General features: G+C 65.7%; 35 protein-coding genes. 32 read left to right on the top strand and 3 right to left on the bottom strand.

Translation table 11 applies throughout. The annotated features are described in order from the left end of the window. Positions 1-24 precede the first annotated feature (24 nt). The 6 genes from C2R25_RS01430 to C2R25_RS01405 all read left to right on the top strand — a co-directional run bounded on the left by C2R25_RS01430 (position 25) and on the right by C2R25_RS01405 (position 5,094). Positions 25-2,169 carry a ParB/RepB/Spo0J family partition protein gene (locus C2R25_RS01430; RefSeq protein WP_103727524.1) on the top strand — a complete coding sequence of 715 codons (2,145 nt, stop codon included), beginning with the start codon at positions 25-27 and terminating at the stop codon, positions 2,167-2,169. Positions 2,170-2,258: 89 nt separating this feature from the next. Beyond that, entirely contained in the window at positions 2,259-3,200 is a 942-nt protein-coding gene (locus C2R25_RS01425) for an ArdC family protein (protein WP_103727523.1), read from the top strand. Beyond that, a complete protein-coding gene (locus tag C2R25_RS01420) occupies positions 3,172-3,555 on the top strand; it encodes a hypothetical protein (RefSeq protein WP_103727522.1) in 384 nt (127 codons plus the stop codon). Before C2R25_RS01425 ends, C2R25_RS01420 begins: the two co-directional genes overlap by 29 nt. Positions 3,556-3,604: 49 nt before the next feature. Continuing rightward, a complete protein-coding gene (locus C2R25_RS01415; RefSeq protein ID WP_146049596.1) occupies positions 3,605-4,249 on the top strand; it encodes a hypothetical protein in 645 nt (214 codons plus the stop codon). Between the two features lie 9 nt (positions 4,250-4,258). Next, on the top strand, positions 4,259-4,873 hold the full coding sequence (locus C2R25_RS01410; protein ID WP_103727520.1) for a hypothetical protein: 615 nt from the start codon (positions 4,259-4,261) through the stop codon (positions 4,871-4,873). A 14-nt stretch (positions 4,874-4,887) separates the two neighbouring features. After that, positions 4,888-5,094, top strand: coding sequence for a hypothetical protein (locus C2R25_RS01405; protein WP_103727519.1), 207 nt, complete (start codon positions 4,888-4,890; stop codon positions 5,092-5,094). Here the strand turns inward: C2R25_RS01405 and C2R25_RS01400 are convergent, their stop codons facing one another. Further along, positions 5,095-5,592 carry a hypothetical protein gene (locus C2R25_RS01400; protein ID WP_103727518.1) on the bottom strand — a complete coding sequence of 166 codons (498 nt, stop codon included), beginning with the start codon at positions 5,590-5,592 and terminating at the stop codon, positions 5,095-5,097. 63 nt (positions 5,593-5,655) lie between these two features. On the opposite strand from C2R25_RS01400, the gene C2R25_RS01395 reads away from it, so the two are divergent. The 11 genes from C2R25_RS01395 (at position 5,656) to C2R25_RS01345 (ending at position 13,296) form a co-directional block, all read left to right on the top strand. After that, entirely contained in the window at positions 5,656-6,948 is a 1,293-nt protein-coding gene (locus C2R25_RS01395) for a hypothetical protein (RefSeq protein ID WP_146049595.1), read from the top strand. A 260-nt stretch (positions 6,949-7,208) separates the two neighbouring features. Next, positions 7,209-7,832, top strand: a complete 624-nt coding sequence (locus C2R25_RS01390) for a hypothetical protein (RefSeq protein ID WP_233203703.1) — start codon at positions 7,209-7,211, stop codon at positions 7,830-7,832. Between the two features lie 177 nt (positions 7,833-8,009). Further along, on the top strand, positions 8,010-8,852 hold the full coding sequence (locus C2R25_RS01385) for a hypothetical protein (RefSeq protein ID WP_369825681.1): 843 nt from the start codon (positions 8,010-8,012) through the stop codon (positions 8,850-8,852). A gap of 69 nt (positions 8,853-8,921) precedes the next feature. Next, a complete protein-coding gene (locus tag C2R25_RS01380) occupies positions 8,922-10,253 on the top strand; it encodes a hypothetical protein (RefSeq protein WP_103727516.1) in 1,332 nt (443 codons plus the stop codon). A gap of 25 nt (positions 10,254-10,278) precedes the next feature. Further along, positions 10,279-10,995, top strand: coding sequence for a hypothetical protein (locus C2R25_RS01375; protein ID WP_103727515.1), 717 nt, complete (start codon positions 10,279-10,281; stop codon positions 10,993-10,995). Positions 10,996-11,009: 14 nt separating this feature from the next. Then, on the top strand, positions 11,010-11,303 hold the full coding sequence (locus tag C2R25_RS01370; RefSeq protein ID WP_103727514.1) for a hypothetical protein: 294 nt from the start codon (positions 11,010-11,012) through the stop codon (positions 11,301-11,303). Continuing rightward, on the top strand, positions 11,300-12,325 hold the full coding sequence (locus tag C2R25_RS01365) for a hypothetical protein (protein WP_233203702.1): 1,026 nt from the start codon (positions 11,300-11,302) through the stop codon (positions 12,323-12,325). Before C2R25_RS01370 ends, C2R25_RS01365 begins: the two co-directional genes overlap by 4 nt. Beyond that, positions 12,270-12,569 (top strand): hypothetical protein, encoded by a 300-nt coding sequence (locus C2R25_RS01360; protein ID WP_146049594.1) that lies wholly within the window; start codon positions 12,270-12,272, stop codon positions 12,567-12,569. The genes C2R25_RS01365 and C2R25_RS01360 overlap by 56 nt, the downstream gene beginning before the upstream one ends. After that, positions 12,524-12,880 carry a DUF3768 domain-containing protein gene (locus C2R25_RS01355; protein WP_103727512.1) on the top strand — a complete coding sequence of 119 codons (357 nt, stop codon included), beginning with the start codon at positions 12,524-12,526 and terminating at the stop codon, positions 12,878-12,880. Before C2R25_RS01360 ends, C2R25_RS01355 begins: the two co-directional genes overlap by 46 nt. Continuing rightward, positions 12,880-13,074, top strand: coding sequence for a hypothetical protein (locus C2R25_RS01350; protein WP_103727511.1), 195 nt, complete (start codon positions 12,880-12,882; stop codon positions 13,072-13,074). The genes C2R25_RS01355 and C2R25_RS01350 overlap by 1 nt, the downstream gene beginning before the upstream one ends. Positions 13,075-13,077: 3 nt before the next feature. After that, a complete protein-coding gene (locus C2R25_RS01345) occupies positions 13,078-13,296 on the top strand; it encodes a hypothetical protein (RefSeq protein ID WP_103727510.1) in 219 nt (72 codons plus the stop codon). Here the strand turns inward: C2R25_RS01345 and C2R25_RS01340 are convergent. After that, on the bottom strand, positions 13,283-13,636 hold the full coding sequence (locus tag C2R25_RS01340) for an integration host factor subunit alpha (protein WP_103727544.1): 354 nt from the start codon (positions 13,634-13,636) through the stop codon (positions 13,283-13,285). The two genes, C2R25_RS01345 and C2R25_RS01340, sit on opposite strands and share 14 nt — an antisense overlap. Positions 13,637-13,885: 249 nt before the next feature. On the opposite strand from C2R25_RS01340, the gene C2R25_RS01335 reads away from it, so the two are divergent. From C2R25_RS01335 to C2R25_RS01260, 15 genes are all read left to right on the top strand, one after another. Next, on the top strand, positions 13,886-14,398 hold the full coding sequence (locus C2R25_RS01335; RefSeq protein WP_103727509.1) for a DUF736 domain-containing protein: 513 nt from the start codon (positions 13,886-13,888) through the stop codon (positions 14,396-14,398). A gap of 159 nt (positions 14,399-14,557) precedes the next feature. After that, a complete protein-coding gene (locus tag C2R25_RS01330; protein WP_199183732.1) occupies positions 14,558-15,238 on the top strand; it encodes a hypothetical protein in 681 nt (226 codons plus the stop codon). A gap of 7 nt (positions 15,239-15,245) precedes the next feature. After that, complete coding sequence (locus C2R25_RS01325; RefSeq protein ID WP_103727508.1) at positions 15,246-15,449, top strand: hypothetical protein; 204 nt, start codon at positions 15,246-15,248, stop codon at positions 15,447-15,449. Between the two features lie 26 nt (positions 15,450-15,475). Further along, positions 15,476-15,760 (top strand): hypothetical protein, encoded by a 285-nt coding sequence (locus C2R25_RS01320; RefSeq protein WP_146049593.1) that lies wholly within the window; start codon positions 15,476-15,478, stop codon positions 15,758-15,760. A gap of 4 nt (positions 15,761-15,764) precedes the next feature. Further along, the gene (locus C2R25_RS01315) at positions 15,765-16,052 is read left to right on the top strand and encodes a hypothetical protein (protein ID WP_103727506.1); all 288 of its coding nucleotides are present in this window, start codon (positions 15,765-15,767) and stop codon (positions 16,050-16,052) included. Positions 16,053-16,250: 198 nt separating this feature from the next. Next, positions 16,251-16,763 (top strand): DUF736 family protein, encoded by a 513-nt coding sequence (locus C2R25_RS01310; protein ID WP_233203701.1) that lies wholly within the window; start codon positions 16,251-16,253, stop codon positions 16,761-16,763. Positions 16,764-16,826: 63 nt separating this feature from the next. Further along, the gene (locus tag C2R25_RS01305) at positions 16,827-17,159 is read left to right on the top strand and encodes a hypothetical protein (RefSeq protein ID WP_103727505.1); all 333 of its coding nucleotides are present in this window, start codon (positions 16,827-16,829) and stop codon (positions 17,157-17,159) included. A gap of 307 nt (positions 17,160-17,466) precedes the next feature. Continuing rightward, positions 17,467-17,694, top strand: a complete 228-nt coding sequence (locus C2R25_RS01300) for a DUF6290 family protein (protein ID WP_103727504.1) — start codon at positions 17,467-17,469, stop codon at positions 17,692-17,694. Continuing rightward, positions 17,678-17,944: a type II toxin-antitoxin system RelE/ParE family toxin gene (locus C2R25_RS01295; RefSeq protein ID WP_103727503.1), complete on the top strand. Its 267-nt coding sequence runs from the start codon at positions 17,678-17,680 to the stop codon at positions 17,942-17,944. Before C2R25_RS01300 ends, C2R25_RS01295 begins: the two co-directional genes overlap by 17 nt. A gap of 609 nt (positions 17,945-18,553) precedes the next feature. Further along, positions 18,554-18,889: a single-stranded DNA-binding protein gene (locus C2R25_RS01290; RefSeq protein ID WP_103727502.1), complete on the top strand. Its 336-nt coding sequence runs from the start codon at positions 18,554-18,556 to the stop codon at positions 18,887-18,889. Between the two features lie 66 nt (positions 18,890-18,955). Next, positions 18,956-19,222, top strand: coding sequence for a hypothetical protein (locus C2R25_RS01285; RefSeq protein WP_103727501.1), 267 nt, complete (start codon positions 18,956-18,958; stop codon positions 19,220-19,222). Positions 19,223-19,315: 93 nt separating this feature from the next. Then, positions 19,316-19,759, top strand: a complete 444-nt coding sequence (locus C2R25_RS01280; protein ID WP_103727500.1) for a hypothetical protein — start codon at positions 19,316-19,318, stop codon at positions 19,757-19,759. Between the two features lie 574 nt (positions 19,760-20,333). Next, positions 20,334-21,329: a DUF2493 domain-containing protein gene (locus C2R25_RS01275; RefSeq protein WP_103727499.1), complete on the top strand. Its 996-nt coding sequence runs from the start codon at positions 20,334-20,336 to the stop codon at positions 21,327-21,329. A 141-nt stretch (positions 21,330-21,470) separates the two neighbouring features. Further along, positions 21,471-21,881 (top strand): hypothetical protein, encoded by a 411-nt coding sequence (locus tag C2R25_RS01270; RefSeq protein ID WP_103727498.1) that lies wholly within the window; start codon positions 21,471-21,473, stop codon positions 21,879-21,881. 1,617 nt (positions 21,882-23,498) lie between these two features. Beyond that, positions 23,499-24,062, top strand: coding sequence for a hypothetical protein (locus tag C2R25_RS01260; RefSeq protein ID WP_103727496.1), 564 nt, complete (start codon positions 23,499-23,501; stop codon positions 24,060-24,062). Positions 24,063-24,160: 98 nt separating this feature from the next. Here the strand turns inward: C2R25_RS01260 and C2R25_RS01255 are convergent, their stop codons facing one another. After that, on the bottom strand, positions 24,161-24,430 hold the full coding sequence (locus tag C2R25_RS01255) for a hypothetical protein (RefSeq protein ID WP_103727495.1): 270 nt from the start codon (positions 24,428-24,430) through the stop codon (positions 24,161-24,163). Between the last annotated feature and the right edge of the window lie 95 nt (positions 24,431-24,525).

The raw sequence follows: 24,525 nt of genomic DNA, 5'->3' as shown, positions 1-24,525 counted from the left end.
GGGGCATCGAAAAGGAGAATCCCGGTGCAAGAACTGATCCCCCTCAACAAGCTCCAGCTCTCGGCCAACAACGTGCGCAAGACGCACGACAGTCAGGCCGACGAGCAGCTGTCCCATGACATCGAGGCACGCGGCCTGCTGCAGAACCTGATCGTCACCAAGGCCAAGAAGCGCGGTCAGTTCGATGTCATCGCCGGCGGCCGACGCCTGCGCGCCATGACCATGATCGTCGAGCGGGGCGCGTGGGACGCTGATCGTGCCGTGCCGTGCATGCTTCTGGTTGCGAGCGATGCGCAGATCGCGGAGACCTCGCTCGCCGAGAACTTCCAGCGGCTCGCCATGACGCCTGCCGAAGAATGCCGCGCGTTCCAGCACTTCATCTCGCAGGACGAGGACACCAGGGCCGTCGCCAAGCGGTTCGGTCTCACGACCCGGTTTGTCGAGGGACGCTTGCGTCTTGCTTCGCTTGCCGAGCCGATCTTCGAAGCGCTCGCCAGCGGCGATCTCTCGCTGGAGATGGCCAAGGCCTACGCCTCGACCGACCAGCACGCTGTGCAGCTTCGGGTCTACGAGCAGATGCGCTACTACGGCAACAATCCCGACCAGGTGCGCCGCCTGATCGCGAACGGCAGCGCGCGTGGCACCGATCCGCTGGCCCTGCTTGTCGGCGAGGACGCCTACACCGGCGCCGGCGGCCGCATCGAGCGCGACCTGTTCACCGCCGCTGAAGACGATCGCTGGGTCGACCTCGAGATCCTGCAGCAGCTCGCCGCCGCGAAGCTGGAGGGCGAAGCCGCCCGCCTGTCGGAGGAAACGGGACTTGGCACGATCTGGCCGGTCGCCGGCACGTCGAGCTGGCAAGCCGCGCGTGATCTTGGGCTCAACCGGGTCACCTTGCCGCCCGCGCCGCTTACCGAGGCGACGAAGGCCCGCATCGACGAGATCGAGCAGCGCATCGAGGCGATTTGCGCCGAGATGGAAGATCTCGACGAGGAATCGCCGGAGGCCGAGAAGCTGAACCAGGAGTACGAGCAGCTCGATACCGAGATGCAGGAGCTGTCCAATCCGACGGCCGAACTGCCCGACGAGTGGAAGGCCGAAGTCGGTCGCTTCCTCATCGTCACCACCAAGGGCGAGATGGTGCTCGAGCCTGACTACCACAGCGAGAAGCAGCTGCGCATGGAGCGCGACGAGGACGGCAAGGTCACCGGTGGCAGCTTCGAGACGCCGACCGGCTCTGGATCGGGCTCGTCGGCCGCCAAGCCCTCGGCGCCCGAAGCTACTGGCCCGGGCGGCAAAGCCTACAGCGCCCGCCTGTTCGACGAACTCGCCGTCCAGCGCCGGAACATCCTTGCCGCCTCGCTGCTGGGAGATCCGGGCCTTGCTCTCGACTACGCGATCTTCGCGCTCGCCGACGGCATCCTGCACAGCTACGACAACCGCGGCACCACCATCAAGGCGCCTCGTCCGCAGGATCCGGTACTCGACTCCACGGTGCCCAAGGGCATGGCGGACGAGATCATCGCCGGCGCCTACGACGCGCTCGAAAGGGGCTGGGGCGAGCACAAGACGGTGGTCGATCGCTTCACCGCCTTCCGCGAGCTCGACGACGACGCGAAGGGCGCATGGATCGCCTACACCGTGGCGACGTCGATCGAAGCCAAGATGGGCTACGCGTCGGGCTACAATCCCATCCACGCCCAGCTCGGCATGCTGCTGGAGATCGAGCCGGCGGCGATGTGGCGCCCGACGTCGGAGAACTACTTCGACCGCATCAACAAGGGCAGCATCCTCGACCTGCTGAAGGAAGTCGGCGGCGCCGAGCTTTCAAACCGCTACGCCGCGTCGAAGAAGGCCGAGATCTCGGGCAGCTGCGAGAAGCTGTTCGCAGGCGAGGTCATCGTCGAGGACGCCATCAAGGAGCGTGCCCTGGCCTGGGTCCCCGCCGCGATGCGCTTCGATCTCGAGGCGCCTGAAGGCGTCGACCCCGACGAGGCCCTGGGCGACGACGAGGACGATGACCGAGACGGCGGCGCGGGCGATGACCTCGACGGAGCAGGGCTGGGCGATCTCACCGATGGCGAAGCCGAGCCCGGAAGCCCGAACGTCAACGATGACCTCGATCACGAGCTCTCCGACCTCGACCAGGCGGACGCTGTGATCGCCTGATCCGGCACCCTCTCCTTATCGATGACAACCTGGGCCCGGGGCATAGCGCCACCGGGCCCTTTTTTCGTATCACGAAAGCGAGGCGGAACATGCGCCGTGGGGGCAAGCGCGACATCGCGCAGGAGATCACCAACCTCATCATCGAAAAAATCGAGCAGGGCGTCCTGCCCTGGCGTCGGCCCTGGCGCACCTTCGGCGCCGAAGGACGGCCGCTTCGTGCCGGAGGGCAGGCCTATACCGGCATCAACTCCATTCTGTTGTGGGCGATCGCCGACGGGAACGGCCACAGATCACGGTTCTGGATGACCGGTCGGCAAGCGCAGGAACTCGGCGGCAGGGTCCTGAAGAGTGCTCGGGCAGCGCCGAGCGTCTACTTCAACACCATGCGCAAGGCAGTCGGCCCGACCCTCGCCGGCGAGGATGGCGGCGTCCGCTTCATCCGGTTCATGCGCTCGTACCTCGTCTACAACTGCGACGACATCGAGGGCCTGCCGGCGCGTTTCTATCCCGACCCGCTCGAGATGGTCGCGCCGAGCCCGTCGGAACACCAGGCCGCGATCGATGCCTTCTTCGGGCCCATTCCCATCGACATGCGCCAGGGCGGCAATCGCGCCTACTATTCGCCCGGCGGCGACTACGTGCAGATGCCGCCCAAGGCCGCCTTTATCAGCAGCGACCATCACGCAGCGACGCTCGCGCACGAGCTGGCTCACGCGACAGGTGCATCTCACCGGCTCGCGAGGGAGTTTGGCCGCAGGTTCGGTGACAAGGCTTACGCTTTCGAAGAGGTGGTCGCCGATATGACTTCGGGCATGATCTGCTCCGACCTCGGCCTGCCTTGCGAACTGCACGATAGCCACGCGAGCTACATCTCGCACTGGGTCAACATCCTCAAGGCCGACAAGAGCGCCATCATCACCGCCGCGGCCAAGGCTGAACAAGCCTACAAGTGGCTTGCGTCCTGGTCCGCAAAGCCCCGACAGTCCGAAAGACCCGAAAGCCATGAAGCACCACTTCCGGCTAACGCTTAGCCTGTCCGCGGACGATCTTCTGATCCTCACGGCTTTTGTCGAGCACACCTACGATCGCGCTACGGTCGGCGCTCCGCTTGTTCCACATCCACTCGGCCGAAGACTGCGCGAGATTGCGCACGATGATCCCACCGACACGGCTTTCGAGCACCTGGTCATGCGCGAGGAGCTCGACTGGGACATCGCAGAGGTTGGACCTGTGACAGTGACGATAGCAAGCCGGCCACGCGGCGCGTCATTGCCGCAGGTCCTGGACGTGCTCGGCCGCATCGCGCCCAGCTGCCTTGAGCACCGCATCCTCTACGAGCCCACTGCGCCGGCCGGGGACAGCGCTGCTGGCGCAGCCCTGAACTGAGGAGGGGAGGGGGAGAGGAGCAGCGTCCAACAAGCTGATGGAGGCTGCATTGTCATACGACCTCGATTTCCGGTTCCGCCGCGCGCTTCACCCCGAAGGCCTGACGACGTTCGCGACGTGCATCGCCGCGCTGAACGATGCGGCCAGCGACGCGCAGCGCGCCGGCCACGATCCCGCCACCGACCCGGCCGTTCAGCTGTTCGCCAAGCGGCTGAACCGTGTGACCGATGGATCGCTGGCTGAAGAACACCCGGACGATGCCCCTTTGCGCGAAGCGTGCATGTCGCGCATTGCCGAACTGCGGCACAAGCCCGCGATCGTCGCGCTGCTGCGAAAGGGCATCGACTACCTGCCCGAGGATCTGCGCGCCTTCAAACGCGAAGGTCAGCGCGCGGTGCGCCAGATCGCGGCCGAACTCGGCCTGACCCGCGGCGACTACCGGCTCGACTACGTGGCGCCCAATCCGGCGATCGCCGGCGACTACGTGCTGGAAGGGCAGGCGCTTTACCTGCGCCTTTCGGTCGAGCGATTTGGCTCCCCGGCACTGACCTATCGTCATCGCTACTGGCGCAAGCCCGGGCATCAGGTCCGCCACGCCAGTGCCGGCGCTCTCGCCGACATACCAGGTCTCGCGCGCCAGATCGCCAGCCACCTGAAGATCGATCCGACTGGCCCGCAATCGACCCTCATGTAGGAGACCATCATGGGATGGCTATCGATGCCGCTCGCCAGCATGGGCGGGCACACAAGCCCCAAGCAGTACCTCGACGCGCAATTCACCTACGAGCGCGCCGAAGCCGATGAGCAGCCGGCACATGGGTATCGCGTGCTGGAAAGCGCATGTCCGGGGAACCGGGTCTATTACGCCGCAGTCCAGCGTTACGAGGATGACGTTCCCGGCGAGGTGACGGCCATCATCTGCCTGGTGCGCTGGAACCCCAAGGCCGCTGACGGATTCGTGTTCGCCTACAAGGACATGAGCGAGAGCATGGGGCCTTGCGAGGCCGCTTGCCCGCTGCGGGTCCTGGAGCGTCTCACGTCGACGAACGACCCGAACGCGCTGGACTGGCGCCGACGCTGCTTCGCCACGCTCCGGCGCCGCCAGCGCGATGTGCCCGACGGCGCGCTGATCCGGTTTGCGCAACCGATCTCATTCAGCGACCACTCCCAGCACCAGCTGATGCGTGTCTCGCGCCAAGGCCGACGCATCGTGCTCAGCAGCAGCGACGGCCGTGGCCGCTACCGCGTTAGCGACCTCCTCGACCGCAAGTTCGAGATCGTGCGCGAGCGCAGGATCGCACCCACCATCTTCACCTGAAAGGCTTATTTCCCGTGCAGACCCAACCCGCCCTGGACGCTCGCCGCCGGCTGCTCTGCAGCCGTGCCAATGCCGATCGCCTCGCCCATCAGATGTGCGAGGACACCGCCCTGCCGTTCGCCGTTGTGCGTACCGCCTGCAGGCTGCAGCCCTACCGTGTCGTCAGGGCCACCGAAACAAGCCCGCAGGACGCGGTAGAGCTGGAAGTCGTAGCGGTCTGATTACTCCTCGATCACGCCGCCAAGATCGGGATCGAGATACCAGGACGGACCTTCCTCGAAGTTGGGATCGGCGCTGACCAGCGGCCCGTCAGGCTGCGCGGCGACGTAGGGGTTGACCATGGTCGCCGGCCAGGTCTTGGCCCGAAACAGATCGGCCGAAACGACGGTACGCTTGGCGAGGATCTCCTCAAGCCAGCCCAGTGTCTCGAGCATCTGAACGATGCCGCGCCCCGCCAGCTGATAGTAGAGGCAGCGCTGGTAGTCGTCGCACTCGGTTCCGAGGATCCGGGCCAGACGCTTCTTGGCGCCAGGCTCGCCTTGGAAAACGCCCTCGACCGCTTCGCGCAACTCACGCGTGGAGTAATACGCATCGAACGGCTCGACGCCGATTGACGCGTTGGCGACCATGCGCCGCGCCGGCGTGTTGAGCGGGTCGAGCGCTTCATCCCTGAGTTGAATATCAAGGTCGAACCGGCCAATCTCGAACTTCTTGGTCATGTTACTCTCCTATCGTGAGAACGTACCAAGAACAAACACCCGCTGCAAGAGGTTGTTTGAAGTATGTGGCTAGTACCACGCGACACGAACGGGCTGTCTGCACGCCGGGATGTACCCGGCAGTGTGCAGGCAGCTCTTGTGCGCTGGTACTCGGGCAAGGGTAGCGACGCCGACCATCGCGCGTCGGTCACCCTGGTGACGATCGCGCGCGAGAACGAGCAATGGATCGCGTGTGGTTGCCTTGGCGACACGCAGCCTCCGCCGCTCACCAGCCCGGCATACCTCTCCGAAGCCGAGACCTACTACTTGCGGCGCCTGACGAGCCGTCCACTGCATAAGCGGCGCTGCCCGTTCTATCTCCCGCAGGCGCCCGACCGGATCAGGGAACGTCCAGGCGACAGCCTGTTCGAGATCGAGTTTCCCAAGGGCCTGTTCAACGCGCACAAGAAGGCGCCTGAGAAACTCGCCCAGCAGCCCGACGACGAGGAACCCGACGATCGCAGCCGCAGTGTCTCGATCCCGCGGCTCGGCCGATTGCTGTGGATGCTGCTCGAAGCCGCCCACACGAACGTCCTGCCGGCACTACCGCCACAAGGCCGGCCCGAGCACGGCCTGCGCGACGAGTTCGCCCGCATCCGCGAGGCGGCAGGCCGGTTCCTGATCGCGCCGCGCGTGAAGCTGCAGGATCACCTCTATTTTAACGTGAAGGACTGGGAAGCGCGCCGCGTCCATGCCCGCCTGCGCAAGGCCGAAACACAATGGCCGGGCGACTTCGCGCCGCAGGCCTTCCTGCTGCTGGAAGCACACGAGATCTCGGGCACCACCGTCCACACCGGGCTTGGCGATCTCAAGATCCGCAACCGTATCCAGCACACCGGCATCATCCGCGCCAAGGTCGAACCGCCGTTCATCGTCCTGGCCGTCGTCGGCGAGCACAATCCGCGCAAGGGCTACTTGCCGCTGCGCGCCTATGCGCAGCCGGTTTTCAAGGGCAATCGGTTCATCCCGATCGACCGACACGAGGATCGTACGCTCCTCGATCAGCTCGTCAGCTTTCAATATCACATGCGACGCAAGGGCGTGCAGGTCGCAGTCAAGCGACCCCTGTTCGACATCGTGACCCAGGCCGGCATGGTACGGCCCGATGCCATCGTCGCCTTTCTTGATTTCAGGACGGGGCTCGAGGCCGACTTTGCAATCCAGCTCTTGCGCGAGCGGACCCCACAATACCTCGACATGAAGGCTGAGGAGCGGCGCCGCTTCGAGGAATATCACCGCACTCTCAGCGTCGGAACGCACCAGCTCGGCGACAGCGACTTCCTGGATCGATTGGAACAGATGATCGACGAAGCGTGAGTGAGTTGCGAACCACGCAACGAAGTTACCCTTCTTTCGCACTTGCAGCATGACGTATAGGTAAGCATATGTGGCGTGCCTTTCAGGCATCCTCTCCCAAACTTTTCATAGGGCTGGCCTCAGGGCCGGCCCTTTTTTTTTATCCTCTGCCCCCAGGGCGTCGCCATCGGGCGACGATACATCAAGCCGGCAGGCGAACTCCGCTGTGGGGCAGTAAAGGGGAGGGGGAGGGTAATGACGAACTCAACAAGGATATCGTCATGAAGAATTTTGCTCACATGCCCCGCCCGCAGTGCTCCGAGTGGGATGCGATCGAGGAAGCCGAGGAGATCCTGCCCGGCATTTGGTCGGTCTTGACTGCCTCGCACGGCGGCCTGATCCTGTCCGGCGAACGGCAGGAGGCCATGCCTGACGCGCTCCGGATCGAGGGCGGCTCCTACGAGGAGGACGTCAACTGGTCGCACGTTGTCCTCGCTTTCGAGACCGAGTTCCAGGAACATTCGAAGCTGCCTGCGGCGCACATCGCTCTCGCCCGCGACTGCGTCAGGTGCTGGCACCCCGATGCCTTCGCCGCCTTCACCGGCGAAGCGGTCACCCAGGATGAGTCCTATGTCCTGAAGCGCCGCCGCGCCTACCAGGCCTGCATCGGAGAACTGTGCGTCACCGCCGCTTGGGGCAGCTGGGCGGACTGGGTGCCGGAAGGCAAGACCGGCGTCGTCGGCTCAGTCGTCCGATCGGTGGATCACCTCGGCCATGCCAAATACGAGAGCGCCCGACAGTATGCGCTGGTGGACGCCAAGGCCTACGAAGAGCGAACGGAGCCCGCCTCGTTCGCAAGCCTGAACGCCGAGTTGATCGACTGCCCACCTGGCATGACCCGGTGAGGCACCGCCATGATCGAGATTGCCTAGGGCCTGCCGCATCTGCGGCGAGGCCCCATCCTCCGGCGTGCCCTGTCGCTCAAGGCCACGGTACTCGTCTCGGCCAGCGCTCTTGCCAAGTGGCAGCGCGAGGACGGTGACCGTCGTTGGACGGGTTGGGACTTTGCGCAGCTGCGCAATTTGCCAGCCCATGTCGATGCGCTGCTCGATTGCAACGGCTTCACCAGCCATGTCGTCTACCGCGGCTTTCCCTGGACGATCGACGACTATCTTTTGCTGGCAGCTGCTCACGCGTTTCGCCTGTTCGCGAGCTTCGACTATCCTTGCGAGGCCGAAATCGCGACCGACCGAGTTGCCGTGCAGGGACGGCTTTCGCGGACCATCGGCGCTAACCGGGAAACCCGGCGCCGAGCCGAGGACGCCGGGACCGCCGACCGGCTGATGCCCGTTCTGCAGGGCCGAACCCCCGAAGATTACGAGCGCTGTGCCGATGCCCTCGCCTGGTCGGTGCTGCCCGGGCGGATCGTCGGTGTCGGCTCCATGTGCCGGCGGGAAATCCGAGGCTCGGAAGGTCTGATCGCCGTCGTCGAGCATCTTGACCGCATCCTGTCGGCCGGCGTCCGACTGCATTGCTTCGGCGTGAAAGGCTCTGCCTTACCCTTCTTGCGACCGTTCGAGCGGCGGATCGCCAGCATCGATTCCCAGGCTTACGGGATTGCCGCGCGGCAAGACGCCTTGCGCCGCGGCGTGCCCAAGACCGACGCGCTCGTTGCGCAGCACATGACGCGATGGTTCCTGAAACAGCGTCGTGCGGCCTGCGCCGCAGAGCGACTGCTCCCGCCCGCCACTCGGGCAACCCCGGCATTACCGCCGGGCGATCCCTGGAACGCGGCGATCGAGGATGCCCGCGCCGAGATCTGCGCGCTGATCGAGACCGGTGACCTCGACCACGACCAGCTCACCGAGGCATGGATCGAGCAATGGGCAGCCGACCTCTACGCCGATCGGCGGCAAGCCGCCTGAGAAAGGTGGAGAGGGAAGGGAGGACCGAGCGCGTCTGATTTCAGGCGCGAAGAATCGGGAGCCACCCACATGAATCACAACACCCTCGCCGTCACCGAGCCGGCGACGTGGCTCGCGCGAGGACGCAGCGCAGCCGAGGCCGACGCTCTGGCGAAGGCTTGGCGCGACTTCCCGGACCTCGCGATCGACGCACCCGCCGACGCGCGCATGGCGCGCACCCGGGAGCGTACGATCGCGATGCGGCCGATCTTCGAAGCGATGAGCGAACGCAGCGAGGCCGAACGCCAAGCGACGAACTTCGCCTTCACGCGGCGCCAGGTCGAGAACGGCGAGGCGAATGCACAGGACGAAGCGGTGATCCGCGCTCGCGACGAGCACGGCTACGAGTGGGACTGCTCAGTGCAGTACGCCCAGGGCTGGTACGCCGCGACGGCGGGATGGGAACACCGTCCCGGCACGCCGACCCGCAGGCAAGCGGCCGTGCAACTGCGTGCCGCCTACGACCACGGCTTCGCCGATGGCGGCGGTGATACAGGCGACGTCTTCGATGCTGCGCGCCGAGCCAACATCGCCGCTGCAGTCCGGGACGCTGCCCTGCCGGAAGCGGCACAGCCGCTGAGCGGCAAGCTACGCCCAAGCCTCTGGCCACTGCCGCAGGACACCCACCGGCCGGTTTCCTGGCAGCGCCGCGCGGTGATTCTGACCGAGCTCGACCTGCAGCCTCCGCCCGGTCGCGATGGCCAACCATCCCGGAGGTCTCCCGCCATCGATCTTATCCGCGAGCGGTCAAACGACACGGCGACCATCATCGTCCTCACGACCAAGGCCGGCTTTGTGGATGCCGAGAGGTGCAGCACCTGTTCGACAACAATGACGAAGGCGCAGGCAGATGAACTGATCGCTGACGCCCATCAGGGCGATATACTGCGATCACTTCTCGCGAGCCGCGAAATCGACGATCTTCTGGTGACCGCGCAGGGCGAGTACCTGCGCGTCCTGGACGCGTTCAGCGATGCCATTCCGGTGCTGCGCACCATGGAGCGCACCCGCAACACACCGCTGCAGCAGCGCGCCCACCTTGCCACCTGGCTCGATCGCGGCCGCCTGCCCGGCCAGAACATCGGCGCAGGCCACATCCGCTGGAGCAAAGCCGCGAAAGGACTGTCGGCCAAGCTCGGCGAGTTCACCGTGCGGTATGCAGGGCCCGCCCCCGAGCGAGGCCACCTTATCCGGGTCAGCATGGGCGACGCCAGCCGAGCGGAGGGCTTTGTCACTGCCGACCACGCGCCGCTCAGCGCGGACATATGCGTCTCCAGCAAAGCAAAGCTGCGCCAGGAAATGACGCAGGCCCTGCGCCGCTTTGGTGGCGCCACCCGGCTCAGCGCCGGCCTCCCATTCTGACATTCCACCGCCGAAGGAACATCCGATGCAAATCCAACTGCACCAGTTGAAGCTGGCGCCGGCCTTCTCGCAGGAGACCACCGCCTACACCGCCACGATCCTGGTCGATGGGCAACGCGCCTTCCACGCGCACAACAGTGGTCACGGCGCGGCCGACAGTTTCAACCCGATAAAGGGTTATGACGGTCCTGACCTTGCTGCGATCGACACCTGGCTCGCCGCGCACGAACCGCCCGATGGGCCTCTCGAGCCCGATCCAGCGAAACGGGCACCCTACGACTGCGGCCACGCCTGCGATCTGGAACTGCTTGTGGCGCGTCTTATCGACCGCCGCCAAGCCGAGCGGCAGCTCAGTCGGCTCCTGAAGGCCAGTATCCTGCGGATCGGCGACGACGAACAGATCTACAAGTTGAAGATGAGGCCGTCCGATGCCGGGATCGCCGCGGTACGCCAAACCCATCCGGCTTGGGCAATCGTCAACGCCGGACCGCCCGAGATCACCGAGCGTGCGGTGAGGATCCTCAGCGGCGCGCACGAGCTTGAGGAAGCTGTCTATGCTCGCCAGCGCGAGAACCGTCTCACCCTTGAGGATGCCCGGTGGCTGCTCGCCCGGAACAGCCGGGCATCGCAGCCATGCCCCGATCTTCATCGGCACCTGACCGAAGTGGTCACCCAGCAGGGAGCGATACTCGAGCAGTACCGCGCCCAGCGCGCCGCCGCACGTATCGCCCCCTCCCGATAGAACAGGAAGCACACATGGAAACGGCAAAGATGCTGGTGCTTAGCACCGCAAACATGAGCCCGCGAACCGCTCGGGACTGGATGCCCCAGTGCGCTTGGGCATGCTTCGAAAAGGGCGACTATGGCTGGTTCATGTACGTCTGCGACGACGTCGGCATCATCGAGGCGCAAGACGTTCCGGCCGAGATCCGCTCCGCGATCCACGTCGCCAAGCGCGAGCGGTGCGAGTGGATCATGTGGGATTGCGACGCATCCACGCTCGACGAACTCCCTGAGTACGACTGGGATGCCCAGTCGGTGCCGGCATGATCGCCGCACAGGCTTTGCCGGGTCCAAGGCGATCCCCGCGCTCGATCGACTATCTACAGCTCGCGCAAGCGCCAACTGTCCTGTCTTACGGCGTCGGGGTCGATTCAACCGCCATGCTGATCGAACTCGTTCACCAAGGCCGGAAACCCGACCTGGTGCTGACCGCCGACCCTGGCGCCGAGAAACCGGAGACTTACGCGTACCTCGAAATGATGCGCGAATGGATGGCGCGCCACGATATCGAGTTCCACGTCGTGCGCTACGTCACCAAGCGCTTCAAGCACCATCCACCCTATGCTGACCTAGCCGGATCGTTGCTCACGAACGGCTGTCTGCCGAGCATCGCGTTCGGCCGGAGCAGTTGCAGCCTGAAATATAAAGCCGCTCCGCAGGAGGCCTTCATCAAGGCCTGGGGGCCCGCGCTCGAAGCCTGGGCTCGCGGCGACAAGGTGATCCGCTACATCGGCTACGATGCCGGTAGGCGCGACGGGCAACGCTACGCCCATGCCGCGACGATCCACGATCCCTTGTTCGACAACCGCTATCCGCTCCGCGAATGGCGATGGGACCGACCGGCTTGCGAAGATCGTATCCGCGCCGCAGGCCTGCCCGTGCCTCCGAAATCATCTTGTGTGTTCTGCACTGCGATGAAGATCGACGAGGTGCGGGCGCTCCCTGATTATTGGCTGCGCATGATCGTCCTGATCGAGGCACGCGCCGCGCCGCGGCTCCGCACTGTCGAAGGTCTCTGGCGCAGAGCAACGAAGACGCGCCCGGGCCGGATGACCGACTTCATCCGCGAGGAACGGCTCCTGCCGGAGGCCGAAATCGACAGCATCATCGCCTCGGCGCCAACCTCCCTCGTGAGGTTCCAGGAGATGGCGGCACATCATCCCCTGGAAACCAGACCCACGCTGGAGACCTGGCTCCAGCGCTTCCACGCCCTTCAAATCGACGGAGATCCCCATGAGCAAGCAAGTCATGAACCGGTGGATGCCCACCAACATCGCCGAGCTGCGTGAAGCGCTGGACGACATCCTGACCGAAGTCGCCGGCGAAGGCGGCGATCCGGATACCGTCTATGTCGACCTGCGTGACCTGGCGCTCGTGCGCGACACGCTGACGGACGGCTCCATCGCCTTCAACATCTCGTGGTTCGGGAGAACCGCTGAAAGGGGAGAGGGAAAGACAGAGCACACCTGTTTGAAAGGAAGACGGTCATGCTCGTACCCACACTCAATCGCACCGAGACCATCGCCCGCCTGAACGACCGCGCCCGGCATGGTCTCGACCGTTCCGCAAAGGTCGTGATGACATCCAATCTCCTGGCCCATCTGTCCGACGGGACTCTGCCTGGACAGGTCATGGCGCAGGCCAAGGTTATGCGCGCCGCTCGTCGCTGCACATTCAAGCCGGATTCCCCCGAGCGCGACTTCGCGGCACTGGAGATCGACGGCGTGCCCGCGTTCGTGAAGATCGATTATTTTGATCCCGACCTGCAATTCGGGTCGGAAGACCCTGCGGACGCCTCCGTAACGCGCCGCGTCGTGACGATCATGGCGCGGGAGGACTACTGATGCGCCGCCTCGCACCCGCAAAGCCCAAGACCAAGCGTCAGATCGACGAGGCCTTGCAACTCATGCGCCGCGCTCGCAAGCTGCTGCGCGAGGCCGGCGCACCCAAGGCCACGCAGAAGATCAACTATGCGATTAGCAGCGCCGAAGGCGCGCGCCGCCATTGTGATCGTCGACCGATGATCTCGGAGCTGTAAGCTATGGCAATGCTGACCACCGATGTAGCCGCGATCGTCACCGAGGAAGAGGCCATCGCCGCCGGTTATACCGACGCGGTGATCGCCGACTGCTCGATGTACACGCTCGAGCTTCTCATCAAGCCGGGCGCGGATCTCGACGGAAGCTTCGCCGCGTTTAATCGGAACGAGCGCGAAATGCTCACCGTCAATGGGTGGCTGTTCGACATCAGTCCTGATTAACGAGCACGCGGTCTCTTAGCCGCGGGGCTTTTACTGCCTGCGGCGCTTGAACAACGCGTTCCTTGAGGCTCGCGCTTGCGCGAAAGGTCAAGACACGCCGCGCCTCGATCGCGTGCTCTTCCCCGGTCTTGGGATTACGACCGAGGCGCTCGCCCGTCTCGCGCAGAAGGAAGGTTCCGAACCCGGAAATCTTCACATTCTCGCCGCGTGACATGCTCGCGCACATCAACGCGATGATCGCTTCGGTCAGGTCCAGAGACTTGGCGTTGGTCAAACCCACCTTCGCCTGGATAGCCGCGGCGATATGCGCCCTGGTCAGAGTTCCTGAAGATCGCGTCACCGGCACCCCCTTTTACCGCGATGCAGCATAATACGCCGTCGCGGCTTGAGATAGCGCTCATCGACCAGCGGCGCCGTTCAGCGGCCGAACGCCACCCCCTCTGACCTCGCGCCGCCGAGCCCTGACGCCTTGCCTTGGGCCTCGGCGGATACGCGCGTTCGCGCGGGCCGGGCCGGAAGGGCCCGGGGGAGGAGGGGGAAGGAGGAAGGTGGTTCGGACAATGGGTTCGAGCGCATCTGGAGAAGTGGCATGAGCATGAACATTGGCAATCTGAAGCTGAACGAGCAGGGCACCCTGGTCGGTCGTATCGTGACGCTGGGCTTCAACGCGGTCGTGGCGCTGCGCGAGGTCATCTCGAACAACGAGCGCGCCCCCGCCTTCGACGTAATGGGCCTCTCGGCCGACCGTCGGACTTGGGTGAAGATCGGCGCGCTCTGGGAATACTCGGCGAACGGTTCGGGCGAGGTTTTCTTCTCGGGCCGCGTCGATGATCCGAGCCTCGAAAAAGCTTTGGATGTGGCGCTCTTCCGGCAGGAAGACGGCAGCTACAACGTCAGCTGGCGCCGCCCGCAACGCAAGCGCGAGATGCCGGCCATGGCGGGCAGCGACAACGCACTCCCGCCGATGCCGCCTGCCGGTCCCGAAGACGAGCACGGCAGCGACCAGGCTCCCGCCGCCGGTGACGGCCTGGGCGAAAGCACCGCTCCCGCCCCCAAGACGCCCGCGCGCGGCAAGCAGCAGAAGGAGCTCGAGAACGCCTGACGATGTCCCCGAGGCCGGCGCCTTCCTCCCGCGCCGGCCCACCACCTGGGCTCGCCCCTCCTTCGTGAGCGGAGAGCCCTTTTTTGCGCGATGCTCGCGCGGATCAGGACCCGGATCAAAGGTGAGGGGGAGGAGGGTAGCGTTCGAAAGGAGATGACGATGACCTATACCGTCGAAATCGGCGCTGCACCGATCAACGAGGAGTGCGCGCAACTTGGTCAAACCGACGACTTTGCGACGATCAACCGTCTCGAGGTCAGGCTCTATCGCGCCGCCATCATCGCGAGGTACGGCGTTCCGCCCGAGGGCGTAACCCTTCGCGCCAAGGCCAACGCTCACGACTTCGGCACCTATCGCGAGTTGGTTGCGGAGATCAGCGACGCCGCAAAGGACGATCCCGTGGCCGCCGACTACCTGACGCGCGTCGAAGACGGGCTTTCATCGTGGCTGTCCGCAGGCTTTGCGCCGCCGATCGTTTACGGTCCTGGTCGAACCGCCGACCTCGCAGGGCGCACTTATGAGGACATCGTTCGCGGTGCGATGATGACCACTAGGCCAGGGCCTGACGGATCATTCTTCCCGCCCGACAACGAGACGTTGCACCACAACCTGCGTGCCGGCTTCCCGGACCTGGTGCCCGACGGGCTCGAAGCTGCTGCGTCACGCTATGTCGTCGTCGAGAACGCCGGCTATGTCGGCGAGCGCGACGTCCACCAGGACGCCGATCGCCAGGCGGCAGAAACCTGGATGGAGCGGACCTATACCGCTGCCGAGATCCAGACCCTCCATGTCGCGGTCGCCCACGACCACGCGGGCCACCGCACCTACGAACTGCTGTGAGGACGACATGGAAAATCAACCTCAACAAGAGCGCCCAGCGCCCTGCATCGTAGATGTGCTGCAGGCGATCGTCGGCGTCATCGACATGAGCAACCCGGATCACGAAAGCTTCGCCGACAGCGCGGCCGACTGCCTCGACGAGCTCCTGCGCCATGAGGAAGACGTGCGGGCCCTGCTCGCCCGGGCGCGATCGCTCCGGGGTACAACGTGAACACGGCCGCGCACCGGCTGCGCTTGATGCGCGATCGGCGTGCCGACAACCAGGCCCGCCTTCGAACGCTGCAGTTGCGGCTCACTCATGAAGCCGAAGCCGCTACGCGGGCCACCCCAGGGTTGCCGGCAACCTTCGGCCGTCATGCGACCGATTGGACCAAGCACCACGAAGCTGACTTTCAGCGCCGGCTCTCCGAGCTGCGTCTCGCTGCGCGCAACGAGATCGGCTCGATCGAGCAGAAGGTCGCACGCCAGTCCGCCGCGATCAACGCCTTCCATCTGCGGCAAGCGCGCGAAGCCAAGAGGTAGAACCATGCCACACGTCCTGGCCATCTACGAAGTCGATCGCGCCTGGGGAGGTCCCGAGGAAGGCGGTTGGTGGTTCGACTGCGGCACCCTGGTGCGGATCGTTCGCGTCGTAGGTTCCGCAGATCGAGCAACGGATATTGCACTGCGCGCCAACCGCCTGCTCGCACGCCTGCAGCGGACCAAACGTCCAGTCGAATCCTTGATCTACGAGGGCGGCAGGCACTCGGTGCTCGTATTCGAGAACATAGCGCCGCCAGCCTATCCTGCGGCGGTCCGCCCTCGCTACGAATAGCCAACTGGCTACGCGCCGGTGCTGACCAGTGGCCGAACGCCACCTCCTCTCACTCGGCTTTGCCATGACCCGACGCCTCGCCTTGTGGCTCGGCGGATTACGCGCGTTCGCGCGGGCCGGGCCGGAAGGGCCCGGGGGAGGAGGGGGAAGGAGGAAGGTGGTTCGGACAATGGGTTCGAGCGCATCTGGAGAAGTGGCATGAGCATGAACATTGGCAATCTGAAGCTGAACGAGCAGGGCACCCCGGTCGGTCGTATCGTGACGCTGGGCTTCAACGCGGTCGTGGCGCTGCGCGAGGTCATCTCGAACAAGGAGCGCGCGCCTGCTTTCGACGTGATGGGCCTCTCGGCCGACCGTCGCACCTGGGTGAAGATCGGCGCCGTCTGGGAATACTCGGCGAACGGTTCGGGCGAGGTCTTCTTCTCGGGCCGGGTCGACGATCCGAGCCTCGAAAAAGCTTTGGATGTGGCGCTCTTCCGGCAGGAGGACGGCAGCTACAATGTCAGCTGGCGGCGCCCGCAGCGCAAGCGGGAGATGCCGGCCGTGGCGGGTAGCGACAGTGCCCTCCCGCCGATGCCGCCTGCCGGTCCCGAGGATGAGCATGGCAGCGAGCAGGCTCCCGCCGCCGGCGACGGCCTGGGCGAAAGCACCGCTCCCGCCCCCAAGACGCCCGCGCGCGGCAAGCAGCAGAAGGAGCCCGAGAACGCCTGAAATTCCAACAACCCGCGCCGGGCAATCACGCCCGGCGCTACCTTCTTACGGAGTACGACTACGATGACCCCCACCGTCGCAGGGATGCGGATCGCCCGCAGCGTCACCAATCTCGAAGCCGATCTCGACAGCCTTCTCGCCCAATCGGGCGAGCTGCTGGCCGAAGTGGCGCGCGCCCGCATCGCCACCGTCGAAGCGCACACGATGCAGCAGCCGCTGGCGCGCCTCGCCAATGTGCAGCGCGACCTCGTCGGCGCCCGATCCGAGCTGGTCCGCGCGCACCGCGACTTCTCCAAGCTGGCTGAGGAGATGGACCTGGGCGTGATCTGCCCCAATGTCGCGCAGCTTCACGATCATACACCCTCCCTGGAAGGAGCGACCGCCATAACGGCCTAACCCGCCGCTATCGCATACGAAGGCGCGAAAGACCTTCGCTGGCTCATCAGCGGTGCTGATGATCGCCCACGGTCCCGGGCCCTGAAACGGGAATGAGGATCGCGACTAGCTCCAGTAGCGCGGGTTCGACCCAACACACCAAGCGCTTCAACTAGCCGGCGTGCGCCCCCCGCGTCGGCGGAAAGGCCCGCCCTCCGGTTCCCCTGCCGGAGTGGCGGGTCTTTCTATGCAGCCGTTGACTCGCACTCGCGTTCCACTCGCGCGTGTGATATGATGAATACACGTATTCAGCAAAGGAGCGCTGGCCGTGGCCACCTCAATCAGATTGGCACCCGAGATCGAGCAACGGCTAGACCGCCTTGCCGCGTCCACCGGGCGAACCAAAGCCTTTTACCTTCGGGAGATCATCGAGCGGGGTATCGGCGACGTAGAAGACGTCTACGTCGCTCAGAAAGTGCTGGAAGACGTCCGGAGCGGCCGCGAAAAAACAAGCTCGCTCGACGAGGTAGAGAAGCGCCTTGGCCTGGCAGATTGAGCTGACCGACACCGCCGAAAGAGCCCTCTCCAAGCTGGATCGTACCGCCGCCAAGCGGATCATCACGTTCCTGCGCACGCGAATAGCCGATGCTGAGGATCCCCGCTCCTCCGGGAAAGCGCTCACTGGTCAGTTTGCGGGGCTGTGGCGCTACCGTGTCGGCGATTACCGCCTGATCTGCGAGATCCAGGACGGCAAGCTGCTCATCCTGGTCGTCACGGTTGGGCACCGCCGAGACATCTACCGTTGAGCCGCCGGTAAGTCCAAACCGCGAGGGCAAGGCAGCTCTCTTCACCCCCGCAGAGATCGGCTCGCGACATCTTCGACGATGATCCCGCCTTCGCAGGGCTGCGCTCGTTTTGACGGCCCAGGTGCGTGGACGCAGCCGGTCACCGCGGCGCCGTCGACCGTGATTGCGGACACCAATGCCCCAGCCTCAATGGCGCCTGCAGAAATGGCGTCTTCCTTGGGGCGGTCAGGTCCTCCCCGACCTTGCCGACGCGCAAGAGCGTCGATCAACTCAAGCCGGGCAAGCTCAATGACGCTGGCTGTCGCGAGAGGCGATCACAACCGACGCGAACCTTGTCGCGAAGCGGCGAGCCGAAGGACAACGCTCTTTTCCGCGACCAGCCTCCAGAGAGACCCGGTGGTCCGACCGTCTCGGTAGTGCCCCTTGCCCCCGTTCGGGAACCTACCCAACCCCGGCGTCCCGGGCCGAGTTGCCCGCTTCGCGGGCTGCCCGCACCACCCCGGTCCTTAGGGGTTCCCCTCCGCTGCGCTCCGGTGGGCCGGCCCCCGCCCAGGGGCTCATCAGGGGCACCGGCGGACGAACCACCGGTTCAACTGGAGGCTTAGGAAAATGAACAACGTCCAACTCGTCGGTCGCCTGGCCAAGGACCCCATCGCTCGCGATCGCGGCGACACCCGCATCACCGAACTCACCCTCGTGACCGAACGCCCCCGCATCCGCGACGGCAAGGTCGAGAAGGACCCCGAGACCGGCTACCCGCTCAAGGACGCCGAGTTCCACAAGGTCACCATCTTCAACGGCAAGGGCATGGGCGTCCGCAACCACAAGGTGAAGGGCGACCTGCTCGCGGTGACTGGCCGCATCCACTACAGCCGCTGGACCGACAACGAAGGCCAGACCCGCTACGGCTGCGAGATCATCGCCGAAGACATCGAGTTCATCTGAACCCAGCGAGGGCGGCGCAAGAGCGCCGCCCTTCTCGTTTTCGCCATCCTGCAGGAGACACCAGCCATGAAGGACTTCGCTATCACCTCCACCCGCGACCTCGATCGCGCCGCGCAGCGCCTCCACTCCCTGGAACGCTACGCCGATCGACGTGTCGAGCTGATCGAGGCGCTCGACCTCGACTCGCTTGGGCCAAGCCAGGTCGCGCAGATCTTCGCCGACGACGAGCAGATCGACGAAGACCTGGCGTTCGGCCACCTCTACATCGAGCACCTCGCTGGAATGCAGGAACTCGGCTTTGCTCTCGGCGTGGGATCTTGCCAGGCCGCGTAACAACTTGTTTCGCCCATAAAGTACCCTGCGCCAGGCCTTCGCCTTGGCGCTTTGTGCTGTTATCCCTCGCTCATAAAAAACAGGGAGACTGCCGTGGGCCCGGCCATCGATAACGACCGCACAAGCGAGGAAGTCGAAGTCAAGATCACCGATCCCGATCTGACCGTACGGCTCGAAGTCGATTACAGCGCCCACGCGGGCGAGTGGGTCGAGGTCCTGATGCAGGGCAGGTCACTCGACCTTGCAACCACCTTTCCCATAAGCATCACCTTCGTCACGCTCTCCGACGAGATCGAAGCCTGGGAGCACGACCGCGTTCTGCTGCTGCCACGGACCGAAGACGAGCGGTCTTCCAGGATGGGATGCCGGGTGCGGATCTCCGATCTCGCCATGAAAGCGCTCCTCGCTCTCATCGAATCCAAGCACCCCAGGACCTTCAGCTTCTCCGCCGTGCCACACGCCAAGAGCGGAGGACTGCTGATCGAAAACTTCGAGTTCTACCTGGAACCCAAGCCGGACCCGCACAGCATCCACTGACACGACTATGGACATGGAAAGGGGCCCACTGCTGTCACAGCGGCCCCTTTGAAAGATCAGGGATCTCACACCCCTGATCTCCTTCATCCCGCCAGTCTTGTCAATCAAACGACGGAGTAGCTGTCCACAGCCGCATCCCGCTTGCGCGGGACCGGGCTCTATTCCGCTAGGGCTTTGTCGCATTGCCGGCAGTCGCCGGCGCGCTCGAAGCCCTAGCTCCACCGAGCCCCGCCAAGCGGGTCTCGGCCCTGACGGGTCACGATCCCTTGCGGGAGGTGCCGCGCTCACCCAGGGCGGCTCTGCGGGGACCGTAGCGGGGGAGGGCGCGGGGAGAGGGCAGTTCTAAAATATTCTCACACTGTAGGCCAAGTCTGGCAGGCACCGGTTGGCGTCCGTCAAGGATCCGCGGTTCCCCCAATTTTGCCGCCGCCCTTCCGCTACGCTCCAGGACACCGACAAAATCGGCTCCCCCACGGCCCGCTTCGCGGCGGCCTCTAGGCCGTCCCTGACCTCCTGACCGCCACCTGCCTGATGATGAGGGTCATCAAGAGGATGACGGACAAAGGAGGCTCTCATGACCAAGTTCACCAACTTCGCCGATCTCGCAGCCAACCTCGCCGCTGACCGCATCGCACGCGCCGGCGACACTCACGAGCAGAGCTACGACGGCGCCTTCATCGAGCACAGCGAGATGGCCAAGCTGACCGTCATGGACGCGCCGATCGCCACCGAGATGCCCGACCCCGACATGGCGCGCGCGGCAGTCGAGCTCGCCGTCGGCACGATCTTCGACGTCTTTCGCGACACCCGCATGGAGGAGTTCGCGCAGCAGATCGTCTGGGGCTTCGTCAACTCCTTCCACATGACCGCCCGCCTCGCCGAGGGCCGCGAGGACGACGCCGCCAAGAAGCTGGGTGAGCTTGCCCGGACCTACGATCCTTCCGAGATCCACGCCGTCGAGATGGAAGAGACGCAGCTGCTCTGCCAGACCCTGCAGGGTTGCCGCGAAGCCCTGGAAGCCATGCGCGACCACGCCTCGGAAGTGTACCGGGTCGAGACCGGCAAGCCCTTCACCGCCACGCGCGGATCGCAGGTCGCCCGCAACGGCGTCACCGCCTCGCAGATCAACGCCCGCGACTTCCTCGCCGCCCGCAACCGCCAGCGCAACGAGGAGCACGCACCCACCGGGCCGATGGTGGTCGTGTCGGGCGGCCAGGTCTGGCACGACCACGAGATGCTCTGGACGATCCTCGACGACATCCACGCACGCGTCCCCGAAATGGTGCTGGCCACGACCGGGATGCGCAAGGGCGTCGACGCGATCGCGACCGCATGGGCCCAGTCGCGCAAGGTCAAGGCGATCAGCTTCATCCCTAACCGAGCGCACGGTCAGCGCGGGCCCTTCCTGCGCAACGAGAACCTGGTCAAGCTCCGGCCGGTCGAGGCGATCGTGTGCGAAGGCTCGGGCATCCAGTCCAACCTCGCGCAGCGCCTGCGCCAGGCCGGGGTGCCGCTGCACATCCGACGCCTCACCGACCAACGCGCCGCACAGGGCGCACAACGGGCGTAAGCGCCTCTCGGAGGCTCGGGCAGCCGCCCGGGCCTCCTTCCTCTCTTTTCTCGCGCTACACCGCGGCTCAGGGGCATCGAACCCCCTCGCCGCGACCAGGACGTCGCCTGTGCAGGCGAGAGGAAAGGGGGAGGCGAAGTCGTGGCCATCATGGAGGACACGATGCTCAATCTCGACCCATCGCAGCGCAAGACCAGCCACTTCGACAAGGACCAGGCGAAAGCCGATCTCGCCGACAAGTTCATCGGTCGCGGCTCCCCTCGAAGCTCCACCCGCGCCTATGCTCTCGCGGTCGGGCACCTCGCCAATACCGGCCGCTACACTCGCGACGATATCGTCATGATCTCGGCCGAGGGAGACCGGGCAGGGCGCGTTCGACCGGACTTTGCCGAGATCCAGCTCGCGATGGACGCCGGAGCCCAGATCATCACCGACACGATCGCGCACCGGGAGCGTCGCTACAACTGCGGAGAGCGCGAAGTCGCCGGCTACCTCAGCGCGAACGGCTACGTCGAGTTCGCGCCAGGACGATGGCGACCCGCTGCGCCCTGACGGCATCGCCGACCCTTGTGCCGCCGCGGCGCCTTCGCGCCTCGCGCACGTCGTTCGGCTCGCCTGCGGTTGCCCGTAGCGAGAGGTCGCCCTCGTGGGGCAAGGGCAGTGGCCGGCGCGCCGGTCCCTTGCTCGCTGACGGCCCTGCGGCCGTCTCGCTTCGCGCGGTCCGCCTGCACCGGGTCACGGCATCGCCGGCATGCTCGCACCGGCCCGCATGCGCGGCCCTGGTGCATCGCTCCGGCTCGCCTGCGGTGCGCGTGGCGAGAGGTCGCTCGCGTGGGGCGAGGGCAGTGGCCAGCGCGGCGGACCCTTGCTCGCTGACGGCCATGCGGCCGTCTCGCTGCGCGCGGTCCGCCTCCGCCGGGTCACGGCATCGCCGGCATGCTCGCACCGGCCCGCATGCGCGGTCCAGCTGCATCGCTCCGGGTCGCCTGCGGTGCGCGTGGCGAGAGGTCGCTCGCGTGGGGCGAGGGCAGTGGCCAGCGCGGCGGTCCCTTGCTCGCTGACGGCCCTGCGGCCGTCTCGCTGCGCGGTCCGCCTCCGCCGGGTCACGGCATCGCCGGCATGCTCGCACCGGCCCGCATGCGCGGTCCAGCTGCATCGCTCCGGCTCGCCTGCGGTGCGCGTGGCGAGAGGTCGCCCGCGTGGGGCGAGGGCAGCGGCCAGCGCGGCGGTCCCTTGCTCGCTGACGGCCCTGCGGCCGTCTCGCTTCGCGCGGTCCGCCTACGCCGGGTCACGGCGTCGCCGGCATGCTCGCACCGGCCCGCATGCGCGGTCCAGCTGCATCGCTCCGGCTCGCCTGCGGTGCGCGTGGCGAGAGGTCGCCCGCGAGGGGCAACGGCAGTGGCCGGCGCGCCGGTCCCTTGCTCGCTGACGGCCCTGCGGCCGTCTCGCTTTGCGCGGTCCGCCAGCGCCGGATCACGGCATCGCCGGCATGGCTTGCACCGGCCCGCCTACGCGGCCCTGGTGCATCGCTCCGGCTCGCCTGCGGTGCGCGTGACGAGAGGTTGCCCGCGTGGGGCAACGGCAGTGGCCAGCGCGGCGGTCCCTTGCTCGCTGACGGCCCTGCGGCCGTCTCGCTTTGCGCGGTCCGCCTGCGCCGGATCACGGCGTCGCCGGCATGGCTTGCACCGGCCCGCATGCGCGGTCCAGCTGCATCGCTCCGGCTCGCCTGCGGTGCGCGTGGCGCGAGGTCGCTCGCGTGCGGCGAGGGCAGTGGCCGACGCGGCAGTCCCTTGCTCGCCGACGGCCCTGCGGCCGTCTCGCTTCGCGCGGTCCGCCTGCACCGGGTCACGGCATCGCCGGCATGCTCGCACCGGCCCGCCTACGCGGCCCTGGTGCATCGCTCCGGCTCGCCTGCGGCGCGCTTGCGGCGAAGGTAGCACGCGTGCGGCAAGGGCAGCGGCCGGCGCGGCGGTCCTTTGCTCGCTGACGGCCCTGCGGCCGTCTCGCTTCGCGCGGTCCGCCTGCGCCGGGTCACGGCATCGCCGGCATGCTCGCACCGGCCCGCATACGCGGTCCAGGTGCATCGCCGCGGCTCGCCTGCGTGGCGCGATCCGGCGAGGCGAAAGAGGAGGGGGAGAGAGGAAGGCGGCCTTTCAAATGGAGAGAGACATGCTGACCTTCTTCCGTATCGTAGACACGCAGACGCAGCTTCGTTCCAAGCCTGCCCCGCTGAACGCTCGCGAGCTGGCACGGCTACGCTCGATCCTCCAGTACAACTCCGTCGTGACCGAACCTGAAGCCGGCGAGACGGAAGGCACGGCTTACAATTTCGAGGCCAACGCCAACGCCGTCGCTCTCGCGAAGTTCGCAGGGCTATTCACCGAGCGACTGGATGTCCTCGCCATCCTCGAAGAGGCTCAGTTTCTAGGACGAGCCATCCGCGTGAGCCGCGCAGCCCCTAATACGGATGCGATCCTCCAGGTCAGCGAACACATCACCCTGACACCGGAGATTGCCGTCACCTCTGAGCAAGCGGACCATGTTCTCGATTGTCTCGGATTGGACAACCACGTTACCGAAGGCATCCCTCTCTCGACACTGCGATCGACGCTCGCGAACCCCGCAACGTACCATCGGTTCGAACGAGGGAATCTCACCACCACCTACGAGTACCTGGAGCGTCTTTCCTACACCGATTGCGGGGACCAGGCGCCGCACCTATCGTGGGCGTAGACCTGCCGTTAAAACCTCAAAAGAATAGGGCGCCGGAGCATGCTCCAGCGCCCTTTTTTGCAAGCTGCTCTCGCGATCTTCGCCCGATCGCGCGAACCTCAAGCAGGCTCTAATGCACGTTCGCTCGCCGCCTTTTCAGCCGGCTTCCCGGCAACCGCTGCAAGCGCCTCGATTGCCGCCTTCGGCTTCATCTCTGCAGCCCGGGTGAGAATGTCGATCGCAACGTCGATCGAGAGCTTCTTGACCAGGCGCTGCAGCTCCTTCTCCTGCTCCTCGCGTTCCATCTCGGCGAGGCGGCTACGCCGCTCCGCCAACTCGCGTTCAGCGGCGGCAATCGCCTCGCGTTCCTTATCCAGTTTTCCTGCCATGGTACTCTCCGACCAAGTGACGTCCTCCCGACGGTTTGTAGCACGATTTGCATCGCTCGCGAGCCACCATGAACTCGCGGCTTTCTCGGGTTCGA

The sequence above is a fragment of the Novosphingobium sp. HII-3 genome (assembly GCF_002916655.1).
Taxonomy (GTDB): Bacteria; Pseudomonadota; Alphaproteobacteria; order Sphingomonadales; family Sphingomonadaceae; genus Novosphingobium; species Novosphingobium panipatense.
Note: the sequence above shows the minus strand (reverse complement) of the source record. Positions and strands in the feature narration are given on the sequence as shown.

Excerpts from the sequence above, each read along its gene's own strand:
- C2R25_RS01425 (WP_103727523.1), top strand. The coding sequence starts at position 2,259 with ATGCGCCGTGGGGGCAAGCGCGACATCGCGCAGGAGATCACCAACCTC.
- C2R25_RS01420 (WP_103727522.1), top strand. The coding sequence starts at position 3,172 with ATGAAGCACCACTTCCGGCTAACGCTTAGCCTGTCCGCGGACGATCTT.
- C2R25_RS01410 (WP_103727520.1), top strand. The coding sequence starts at position 4,259 with ATGGGATGGCTATCGATGCCGCTCGCCAGCATGGGCGGGCACACAAGC.
- C2R25_RS01400 (WP_103727518.1), bottom strand. The coding sequence starts at position 5,592 with ATGACCAAGAAGTTCGAGATTGGCCGGTTCGACCTTGATATTCAACTC.
- C2R25_RS01395 (WP_146049595.1), top strand. The coding sequence starts at position 5,656 with ATGTGGCTAGTACCACGCGACACGAACGGGCTGTCTGCACGCCGGGAT.
- C2R25_RS01390 (WP_233203703.1), top strand. The coding sequence starts at position 7,209 with ATGAAGAATTTTGCTCACATGCCCCGCCCGCAGTGCTCCGAGTGGGAT.
- C2R25_RS01380 (WP_103727516.1), top strand. The coding sequence starts at position 8,922 with ATGAATCACAACACCCTCGCCGTCACCGAGCCGGCGACGTGGCTCGCG.
- C2R25_RS01375 (WP_103727515.1), top strand. The coding sequence starts at position 10,279 with ATGCAAATCCAACTGCACCAGTTGAAGCTGGCGCCGGCCTTCTCGCAG.
- C2R25_RS01370 (WP_103727514.1), top strand. The coding sequence starts at position 11,010 with ATGGAAACGGCAAAGATGCTGGTGCTTAGCACCGCAAACATGAGCCCG.
- C2R25_RS01365 (WP_233203702.1), top strand. The coding sequence starts at position 11,300 with ATGATCGCCGCACAGGCTTTGCCGGGTCCAAGGCGATCCCCGCGCTCG.
- C2R25_RS01360 (WP_146049594.1), top strand. The coding sequence starts at position 12,270 with ATGAGCAAGCAAGTCATGAACCGGTGGATGCCCACCAACATCGCCGAG.
- C2R25_RS01355 (WP_103727512.1), top strand. The coding sequence starts at position 12,524 with ATGCTCGTACCCACACTCAATCGCACCGAGACCATCGCCCGCCTGAAC.
- C2R25_RS01350 (WP_103727511.1), top strand. The coding sequence starts at position 12,880 with ATGCGCCGCCTCGCACCCGCAAAGCCCAAGACCAAGCGTCAGATCGAC.
- C2R25_RS01345 (WP_103727510.1), top strand. The coding sequence starts at position 13,078 with ATGGCAATGCTGACCACCGATGTAGCCGCGATCGTCACCGAGGAAGAG.
- C2R25_RS01335 (WP_103727509.1), top strand. The coding sequence starts at position 13,886 with ATGAGCATGAACATTGGCAATCTGAAGCTGAACGAGCAGGGCACCCTG.
- C2R25_RS01330 (WP_199183732.1), top strand. The coding sequence starts at position 14,558 with ATGACCTATACCGTCGAAATCGGCGCTGCACCGATCAACGAGGAGTGC.
- C2R25_RS01325 (WP_103727508.1), top strand. The coding sequence starts at position 15,246 with ATGGAAAATCAACCTCAACAAGAGCGCCCAGCGCCCTGCATCGTAGAT.
- C2R25_RS01320 (WP_146049593.1), top strand. The coding sequence starts at position 15,476 with ATGCGCGATCGGCGTGCCGACAACCAGGCCCGCCTTCGAACGCTGCAG.
- C2R25_RS01315 (WP_103727506.1), top strand. The coding sequence starts at position 15,765 with ATGCCACACGTCCTGGCCATCTACGAAGTCGATCGCGCCTGGGGAGGT.
- C2R25_RS01310 (WP_233203701.1), top strand. The coding sequence starts at position 16,251 with ATGAGCATGAACATTGGCAATCTGAAGCTGAACGAGCAGGGCACCCCG.
- C2R25_RS01305 (WP_103727505.1), top strand. The coding sequence starts at position 16,827 with ATGACCCCCACCGTCGCAGGGATGCGGATCGCCCGCAGCGTCACCAAT.
- C2R25_RS01290 (WP_103727502.1), top strand. The coding sequence starts at position 18,554 with ATGAACAACGTCCAACTCGTCGGTCGCCTGGCCAAGGACCCCATCGCT.
- C2R25_RS01285 (WP_103727501.1), top strand. The coding sequence starts at position 18,956 with ATGAAGGACTTCGCTATCACCTCCACCCGCGACCTCGATCGCGCCGCG.
- C2R25_RS01275 (WP_103727499.1), top strand. The coding sequence starts at position 20,334 with ATGACCAAGTTCACCAACTTCGCCGATCTCGCAGCCAACCTCGCCGCT.
- C2R25_RS01260 (WP_103727496.1), top strand. The coding sequence starts at position 23,499 with ATGCTGACCTTCTTCCGTATCGTAGACACGCAGACGCAGCTTCGTTCC.
- C2R25_RS01255 (WP_103727495.1), bottom strand. The coding sequence starts at position 24,430 with ATGGCAGGAAAACTGGATAAGGAACGCGAGGCGATTGCCGCCGCTGAA.